Below are 784 nucleotides of genomic sequence, written 5' to 3' on the forward strand. Positions count from 1 at the left end.
TGCATGATTCACGGTTCGAAAATCGAGCGGTGAACATGTCTGATCTCTTCTGGCTGACTGACGCGCAAATGGCGCGTCTTGAGCCTTTCTTTCCCAAGTCCCACGGCAAGCCTCGCGTTGATGATCGCCGCGTTTTGAGTGGCATTATATTTATCAATCGCAATGGCTTACGATGGCGTGACGCGCCCGCCGCCTATGGTCCGCACAAGACGCTGTACAACCGTTGGAAACGATGGAGCGAAAAGGGCGTCTTCGCCCGGATGATGGCCGGTTTGGCTGCCGAGCACGGCGAACAGACGACCGTCATGATCGACGCGACCTATCTCAAGGCCCACCGAACGGCGACCAGCATGGGCGTGAAAAAGGGGGGCGTGGACGCCTGATTGGCCGGACCAAGGGCGGCATGAACACCAAGCTGCACGCCATCTGCGACAGCCAAGGGCGGCCGCTCAACCTGTTTGTCACGGCTGGTCAGGTCAGCGACTACATCGGCGCACGGGCATTGCTGAGCAGCCTGCCGGACGTCGATTGGCTGCTCGGGGACCGTGGATATGATGCCGACTGGTTCAGAGAAGCGTTGAAAGGCAAAGGGATACGCGCATGTATCCCCGGCCGAAAACAGCGCAAGAAACCTGTGAAATACGATAAGCGCCGATACAAACGGCGCAACCGGATCGAGATCATGTTCGGCAGGCTTAAGGATTGGCGACGAGTGGCAACCCGATACGACCGCTGTCCGAAGGTCTTCCTCTCAGCCATCGCCCTCGCCGCAACCGTCATCTAT

General features: G+C 58.5%; 1 protein-coding gene. It reads left to right on the forward strand.

The window, feature by feature from the left end:
* Window positions 1–35: 35 nt before the first annotated feature.
* A protein-coding gene (locus tag VWY75_RS19485) for an IS5 family transposase (protein WP_416538105.1) occupies window positions 36–784 on the forward strand; the annotation gives its coding sequence in 2 pieces (ribosomal slippage) (window positions 36–357 and window positions 357–784; 750 coding nt annotated over the 2 pieces). This gene is flagged as partial in the annotation.

It is taken from the genome of Phaeobacter sp. JH20_08 (assembly GCF_048056635.1).
Taxonomy (GTDB): domain Bacteria; phylum Pseudomonadota; class Alphaproteobacteria; order Rhodobacterales; family Rhodobacteraceae; genus Phaeobacter; species Phaeobacter bryozoorum.